Origin of the sequence: Amycolatopsis sp. NPDC021455 (assembly GCF_040640995.1) — a bacterium.
Lineage (GTDB): Bacteria > Actinomycetota > Actinomycetes > Mycobacteriales > Pseudonocardiaceae > Amycolatopsis.
Genome location: NZ_JBFACT010000047.1, coordinates 67,575 through 73,751, shown reverse-complemented (window position 1 = coordinate 73,751; position 6,177 = coordinate 67,575). Strand labels below are relative to the sequence as shown.

Here is a 6,177-nt window from a genome sequence, read left to right as displayed (position 1 = left end):
TGCCCAAGCGCCCCATTGTGGCGTTGGGTGCGTTGGACGCACCCAATGTGGCGTTCGGTGCGTCCAACGCACCGAACGCCACATTGGGGTAGTTCAGTTGCGGGCCGTGCGGGGCCAGGGGTTCGCCGACTCCAGCTGGGCCGCCAGGCCCAGCAGCAGGGACTCGCCTCCCGGGCGGGCCACCAGCTGGACCGACGTCGGCAGCCCCGACACCGCGGACCGGCCCATCGGGACCGTGATCGCCGGGTAGCCCGCCAGGTTCCACTGGCCCGTGAAGCCCGCCAGGCGCGTCGACGGCAGCACGTTCGACGGCCAGCGGCGCTCGTGCCAGCGGCCCGCCTTCACCGGCCAGTGCGACAACGTCGGCGTCATCAGGACGTCGTGCGCCGCGAAGAACTCCTCCGCGCGCGACAGCCAGCGCTGCCGGGTGCTCTCGCGGATCAGGCCCGCTCGCTGGATCCAGCGGCCCGCGCGGACGTGCGCCCGCGTCCGTCCTTGCAACTTGCCGAAGTCGAATTCCGCGGCCTGGACCGCCGGGCCCGCCAGCCAGCGGGCCGTCATGCCGAGGACCTCGTCGCCGGATAGCGAGGCGCCGCCGGGGAAACCTCGTGGCCTGCCGACGCCAAGAGGCCCGCCGCCGTCGAAACCGCCGCCACCAGCTCGCGAGGTACCGGTGTGTGCAGCAACGGCACCGTCGTCGACATCCCGATGCGCACCGCCGACGGCGAAGGCACCGAAGCCAGCGAAGGCGAGTCGGCCAGCACGGACAACAGCACTGCCGTGTCGGCGACCGTCGTGGCCATCGGGCCGTGGACCGACATGCCGAACCAGCCGCCTTCGCGCAGCAGGTCCGCGCCCGGCTTCAACCCGACCAGCCCGCACATCGCCGCCGGGAGGCGGACCGAACCCATACCGTCGGAGCCGTGGGCCAGCGGGACCAGGCCCGCCGCCACCGCCGCCGCGCTGCCGCCGGACGAGCCGCCCGAGGCGTACGTCGGGTCCCACGGGTTGCGGGCGATGCCGTCCGGGGTGTCGGTCATCGGCCAGATGCACAGCTCCGGTACGCGGGTCAGGCCGACCAGGACCGCGCCGGCCGCCCGCAGCCGCGCCGCGATCACGCCGTCTTCGGAAGCCGGTGACGACGGGCCCGCGAGTGAACCGTGCGAAGCGAACTCGCCCGCGATCTCCGTGACGTCCTTGACGGCGACGGGCACCCCGGCCAGCGGCAGCGCCGCGAGGTCCGGCCGCGCGGCGACCTCCGCCGCCTCCTTCAGCGCCTCCTCGGCCCGCACCCGGCGGAACGCGCCCACCACGCCGTCCGCCGCCGCGATCCGGTCGAGCGCCTCCTGGACGACGGTCACCGGGTCGAGGGTCCCGGCCCGGACGGAGGCCGCGATTTCCACTGCCGTCTGCACCATGATCCGGGACCCTAGCCCACCGAAAGGTGACAGCGGCAACGAAAACGTCTCAGATAGCGCCCGCCCGCAGGGCGTAGGCGACGGCGTGGGCGCGGTTGTTCAGGCCGCAACGCGTCATCAGCCCGTACAGCACGTTCTTCACGGTCCGCTCGGAGTAGCACAGCTTCGCCGCGATCTCCTCGGTCCCGAAGCCCTCGGCGACCAGCCGCAGCACGTCGCACTCGCGGGCCGCGAGCCCGGACAGCGTGAGGCCGTTCGGTTCCAGCACGTCCTTGCGCATCCGCTGCACCTGCGCCAGCAGCGCGCCCTGCAGCCGCGGCGGCAGGTTCGCCGTGCCGTCACCCGCGGCGAGCACCGCCGTCACCAGCTCGGCGCCGCCCGTCTCGCGGCGCGGCAGGATCGCCACCACCCCGCACTCCAGGGCCGCCATCAGGTCGCTTTCGCGGAAGTGCTCGACGACCAGCACGACGTGGGACGCCTTGGCCGCGCGGATCTCGCCCAGCACTGCCTCGGTGACGTGGTCCTCCATGACCAGCAGCACGTCCGGCACCAGGTCGGTGACCCGGACGTCCGGATGGGCTTCCAGGAGGCTCACCGCGCCGGCGTGCGTGATCGGGTCCGAGGCGAGGACACTCACTTCGACGGGCTTCATGACCGCAGTGTGGACCGCGTGTCTTCACGCCTTCCCTATTCCGTCTTCACGCGCGTGAAGACGGAACCCGCCAGCTCGCCGAACGCGTCCCGCGCGCGCTCCAGGCACTCCGGCATCCGCTCGACGGCCCGTCCCCAGTCGCGCTTGGCGCGCAGGTACTCCTCGCGCGCCTCGCCGGTCCAGCCGGCCAGCTCCGGCTCGACGTCCGCCTCCAGCTCGGCGAGCAGCTCGCCCAGCTCGCCGGTGATCGCCGCCATCCGGTCCAGCACCAGATCGGCGAGCCGGCAGTCCCTGGTCACGGCCGCCGCGGCCGCGGCATCGGGCCGCCGGTCGTCGCCAGCAGCCCCGCCAGCCGCGAGAGGATGACGTCGAACTCCTGCTCCCAGTCGCTCATCGCCTGGCCGAACCGCACCGAAGCCTCGCCGCGCCATGACGCCTGTGCCACCGCCATCTCGCTGTTGACGTCGCGAAGCCGGGAGCGGGCCGTTTCGAGGGCGTACGCGAAACGGGCGGCGGTACGCTGCATGTCTTCGGTCGGCGTGGCTGTCGCCATGCGGAACTCCTCTCGAGCCTCCCGCAGGGTGACCCACCCCGGTGCCGCGCGAAACCCCGCGCCGCCAGCCGTTGCCCGAATGTCCGCCATCCTTGCCTGCCGGTTCACGGCGCCCGCGTATGCTCACGTCAGGCATCCGGCGCGTGACGATTCGTCAGCGCACGAAAGGAGACCGATGTCGGCTGCGGACGGCTCCGCACCGAGACTCCAGCTGCTGGGCCCCTTGAAGGCCTGGCAAGGCGAAACGGAGCTGGATCTCGGCTCCGCGCACCGGCGGACGGTACTCGCCGCACTGGCGATGAACCCGAACCGCACAGTGTCGCGCGAGGAGCTGATCGACGCCGTCTGGGGCGAAGCGCCGCCGCAGAGCGCGCAGGGTTCCATCTACACCTACGTCTCCGGGCTGCGGCGCGCGCTCGAACCAGGGCGCGCCAAGGGCGAGGGCCCGCAGCTGCTCGCGTCGATCGGCTCCGGCTACTCGCTCTGCCTGGACGCCGAAGCGATCGACGTCCACCGGTTCGAAAGCCTGCGCGAGCGGGCGCAGCGGGAACAGGCGGCGGGTGACCTGCGCGCGGCCCGCGAAACCCTTGACGCGGCTTTGGCGCTCTGGCACGGGGTTCCGCTGTCCGGCCTGCCCGGGCCGTTCGCCGCCGCCCAGCGCGCACGGCTCACCGAAGTGCGGCTGGCGACGATCGAACGGCGCGCGGAAGTCGTGCTGGAATCCGGCGGACCAGAGGCATTCGGGGGGTCCAGGGGGGGTCGCCCCCCGGCTGGGGTCCGGGGCTCGGCCCCGGAGGATTACCGCGAACTCATCGCCGAGCTGACCGCGCTGACCCGCGAGCACCCGTTCCGGGAAACGCTGCGGGGGCTGCTCATGCGGGCCCTGGTCCAGGCGGGCAGGCGGACCGAGGCGATCGCGGTGTACGCCGACGTCCGCGACCGGCTCGTCGAGTCGTCGGGCACCGAGCCCGGCCCGCCGTTGCGGCGGCTGTACGACGAGCTGCGCGAAAGACCCGCCCCGGCACCGGAACCGCCGCGGTTCCCGCGTCCGGCGCGGGTCCCGGCCACGGCGCTGCCGGAGCGGGCGGAGATCTTCGTCGGCCGGGAAGCCGAGCTGGCCCGGCTGCGCGAAGCCGTCGCCGGGCTCGAAACGGGCACCGGCCGGTCGGTGTGGCTCGAGGGCGAGCCGGGCAGCGGCCGCACGGCGCTGCTGGCCGAAGTGCTGGCCATGCCCCAAGACCTGAAGCCCGCCTTCGCCGCCGCGGACGCGCTGGACCAGCGGTTCGCCCTGCGCCCGTTGCTCGACGCGCTGGGCGTGCACCCGGGCGCCGCCGACGGGCGCCGCGCCGCGCTCGCCACCCGGCTCGCCGAGCAGCCCGGCGAAGACCCGGTCGACGGCGTGCTCGGGCTGGTGCGCGAGCTGTGCGCCGAAGCCCCGCTGGTGCTCGTGGTCGACGACCTGCAGTGGGCCGACGACACGACGCTCCGGGTCTGGCGGTACCTGAGCCGGGAGACGCGGCAGCTGCCGCTGCTGCTCGTCGGCGCCTGCCGCCCGGTGCCGCGACCGGCCGCGCTCGACGACCTGCGGGCCGAACTTGACAACGATGACATCGCCCTGGTCACCCTGCCTCCGCTGACCGAAGCCGCCGCGCGGGAACTCGCCACCGAGCTGGTCGGCGCGCCGCCCGGACCCGGCCTGCAGACGCAGGTGTCCCACGCGGCCGGAAACCCGCGCTACATCAGGGAAATCGTCGAGGCGCTGCTGGCGCAGTCGTCGATCGTGCTCGACGGCGTGCACGCGCACCTCGACGGCGGCTCGGGCCAGGCCGTCCCGCCGACGCTGGGCTCACGGATCACGCTGTACCTGAGCTTCCTCTCCAGCGGGACCCGCGACACGCTGCGCTGGGCCGCGCTCCTGGGCCAGGAGTTCTCGCTGGCGGACATCGCCGTCGCCACCGAACGGCCGCCGACGGCGCTGGTCGGCGCGGTCGACGAGGCGATCACGTCCGGGATGCTCGTCGAATCCGGCGACCGGCTGGCGTTCCGGCATCCGCTGGTACGCCGCGTGCTCTACGAAAAGACCCCCGCGGCGATGCGAGTCGCGCTGCACCGGCAGCTGGCCGAAGCCTTCGCCGCCGCGGGAGCGCCCGCCGAGCGCGTCGCCGAACAGCTCGCCGCCGCGCCCGCGCAGGTCGACCCGTGGGTCACCGCGTGGCTGCTGGAGCACATCGGCACGGTCGCCACCGGGACCCCGCGCGTCGCGGTCGACCTGCTGCGCCACGCCGTCACGCAGGGCACGCTGCCGCCGGACGCGCGGGAGACGCTGACCGCGACCTTGGCCCGGCTGCTGTTCTGGCTGGGCCGGGAACCCGAGGCCGAGGCGCGCTCGGTCGTCGCCCGGACGGCCGACAGCAGGCGCGCGGCCGAAATGCGCTGGATCCTGGCCTACGTCTACTACCGCCGCGGCGACTTCTCCGAGGCGACCGCGGAGCTGAAGCGGACGCTCGACGACGCCGACGTCCCGGAGATGTGGCGGGGACGGCACGAAGCCCTGCTGGCCACGCTGGAACGGCTCGGCGAGGACACGGTCCTGGCGCCGGCCGGGCTGCACCCGCTGGACGACGCGGCGCTGTCCGTCCCGAACCTCGACAGCCTCGACGAGGCCGCCGAACCGCTCGACGCCGCCCGGCGCATCGCCGCGACGCGCGCGGTGCCGGGCGAGATGCACCTGGCCGGCGCGGTGCACTACTACTGGCTGGGCCGCTGGCCCGAGGCTTTGGCCGAGCTGGACGCGGTGATCCGCGACGGCGCGGAGACCGCGTCCTACGTCCTGCGCAGCCCCGGCTCGGCCCTGCTGGTGCACGGCGTCGGCGCGTTGATCGCCGGCCACCGCGGCGAACCGGTCCTGGCCAGGACGCACCTCGACGCGGCCGACCGGCAGCAGTGGCCGCCGGGGCTCGAGCCCGACGGCGGCGACTTCCTGCTCGCGGCCCGGGCGTTGCTGGCCGAGCAGGAAGACCGGCCCGAAGCGGCACTGGCCGCGCTCCTGCCGCTGCTGGAGGAGGACTACCCGCCCGCCGCGCGCCACCAGTGGCTGCCCGACCTCGTCCGGATCGCCGGACGGCTCGACGACCGCCGTCGCGCCGAGCAGGCGCTGCGCCTGCTCGAACCCGAAGGAGACGTCCCGCCCGCGCACGCCGCGGCCGCCGCGCACTGCCGCGGCCTGGTCACCGGCGACCCCGAGCCGGTCCTCACCGCGGCCGGGCACTACCGGGCCGCCGGCCGGCTCCTCAAGCAGGCCAAGGCGACGGAGGACGCGGCGGTCCTGCTGGCCGAAGCCGGCCGGCTCGACGACGCCCGGATGGCGTTCCGCGGCGCGATGACCGCCTACACCGGCATGGGCGCGGTCTGGGACGTCCGGCGCACGGAGGCCCGGATGGGGCCGTTCGGCATCCGCCGGGCGAACCCCGCCCGTCCCCGCGCCGCCGCGGAATGACGAGCCGGAAGGTGAGCGCGCAACCTCTTGCGGGGTTGCCACGTCAGTAAGGTCACCG

General features: G+C 74.3%; 4 protein-coding genes and 1 pseudogene. 1 reads left to right on the top strand and 4 read right to left on the bottom strand.

Translation table 11 applies throughout. From position 1 onward, the window contains the following. Positions 1-93: 93 nt before the first annotated feature. The 4 genes and pseudogenes from AB0G28_RS35365 to AB0G28_RS35350 all read right to left on the bottom strand — a co-directional run bounded on the left by AB0G28_RS35365 (position 94) and on the right by AB0G28_RS35350 (position 2,623). Positions 94-1,418: pseudogene (locus AB0G28_RS35365) on the bottom strand (amidase family protein). A gap of 49 nt (positions 1,419-1,467) precedes the next feature. Continuing rightward, the gene (locus AB0G28_RS35360; RefSeq protein WP_361099454.1) at positions 1,468-2,070 is read right to left on the bottom strand and encodes a response regulator transcription factor; all 603 of its coding nucleotides are present in this window, start codon (positions 2,068-2,070) and stop codon (positions 1,468-1,470) included. A gap of 35 nt (positions 2,071-2,105) precedes the next feature. Continuing rightward, positions 2,106-2,369: a hypothetical protein gene (locus tag AB0G28_RS35355; protein WP_361099451.1), complete on the bottom strand. Its 264-nt coding sequence runs from the start codon at positions 2,367-2,369 to the stop codon at positions 2,106-2,108. After that, on the bottom strand, positions 2,366-2,623 hold the full coding sequence (locus AB0G28_RS35350) for a WXG100 family type VII secretion target (RefSeq protein WP_361099448.1): 258 nt from the start codon (positions 2,621-2,623) through the stop codon (positions 2,366-2,368). Before AB0G28_RS35350 ends, AB0G28_RS35355 begins: the two co-directional genes overlap by 4 nt. 175 nt (positions 2,624-2,798) lie before the next feature. On the opposite strand from AB0G28_RS35350, the gene AB0G28_RS35345 reads away from it, so the two are divergent. Further along, complete coding sequence (locus tag AB0G28_RS35345) at positions 2,799-6,119, top strand: BTAD domain-containing putative transcriptional regulator (protein WP_361099445.1); 3,321 nt, start codon at positions 2,799-2,801, stop codon at positions 6,117-6,119. Positions 6,120-6,177 lie beyond the last annotated feature (58 nt).

Bases quoted from the DNA above. Each gene is read 5' to 3' on its own strand.
- AB0G28_RS35360 (WP_361099454.1), bottom strand. From the start codon at position 2,070: ATGAAGCCCGTCGAAGTGAGTGTCCTCGCCTCGGACCCGATCACGCAC.
- AB0G28_RS35350 (WP_361099448.1), bottom strand. From the start codon at position 2,623: ATGGCGACAGCCACGCCGACCGAAGACATGCAGCGTACCGCCGCCCGT.
- AB0G28_RS35345 (WP_361099445.1), top strand. From the start codon at position 2,799: ATGTCGGCTGCGGACGGCTCCGCACCGAGACTCCAGCTGCTGGGCCCC.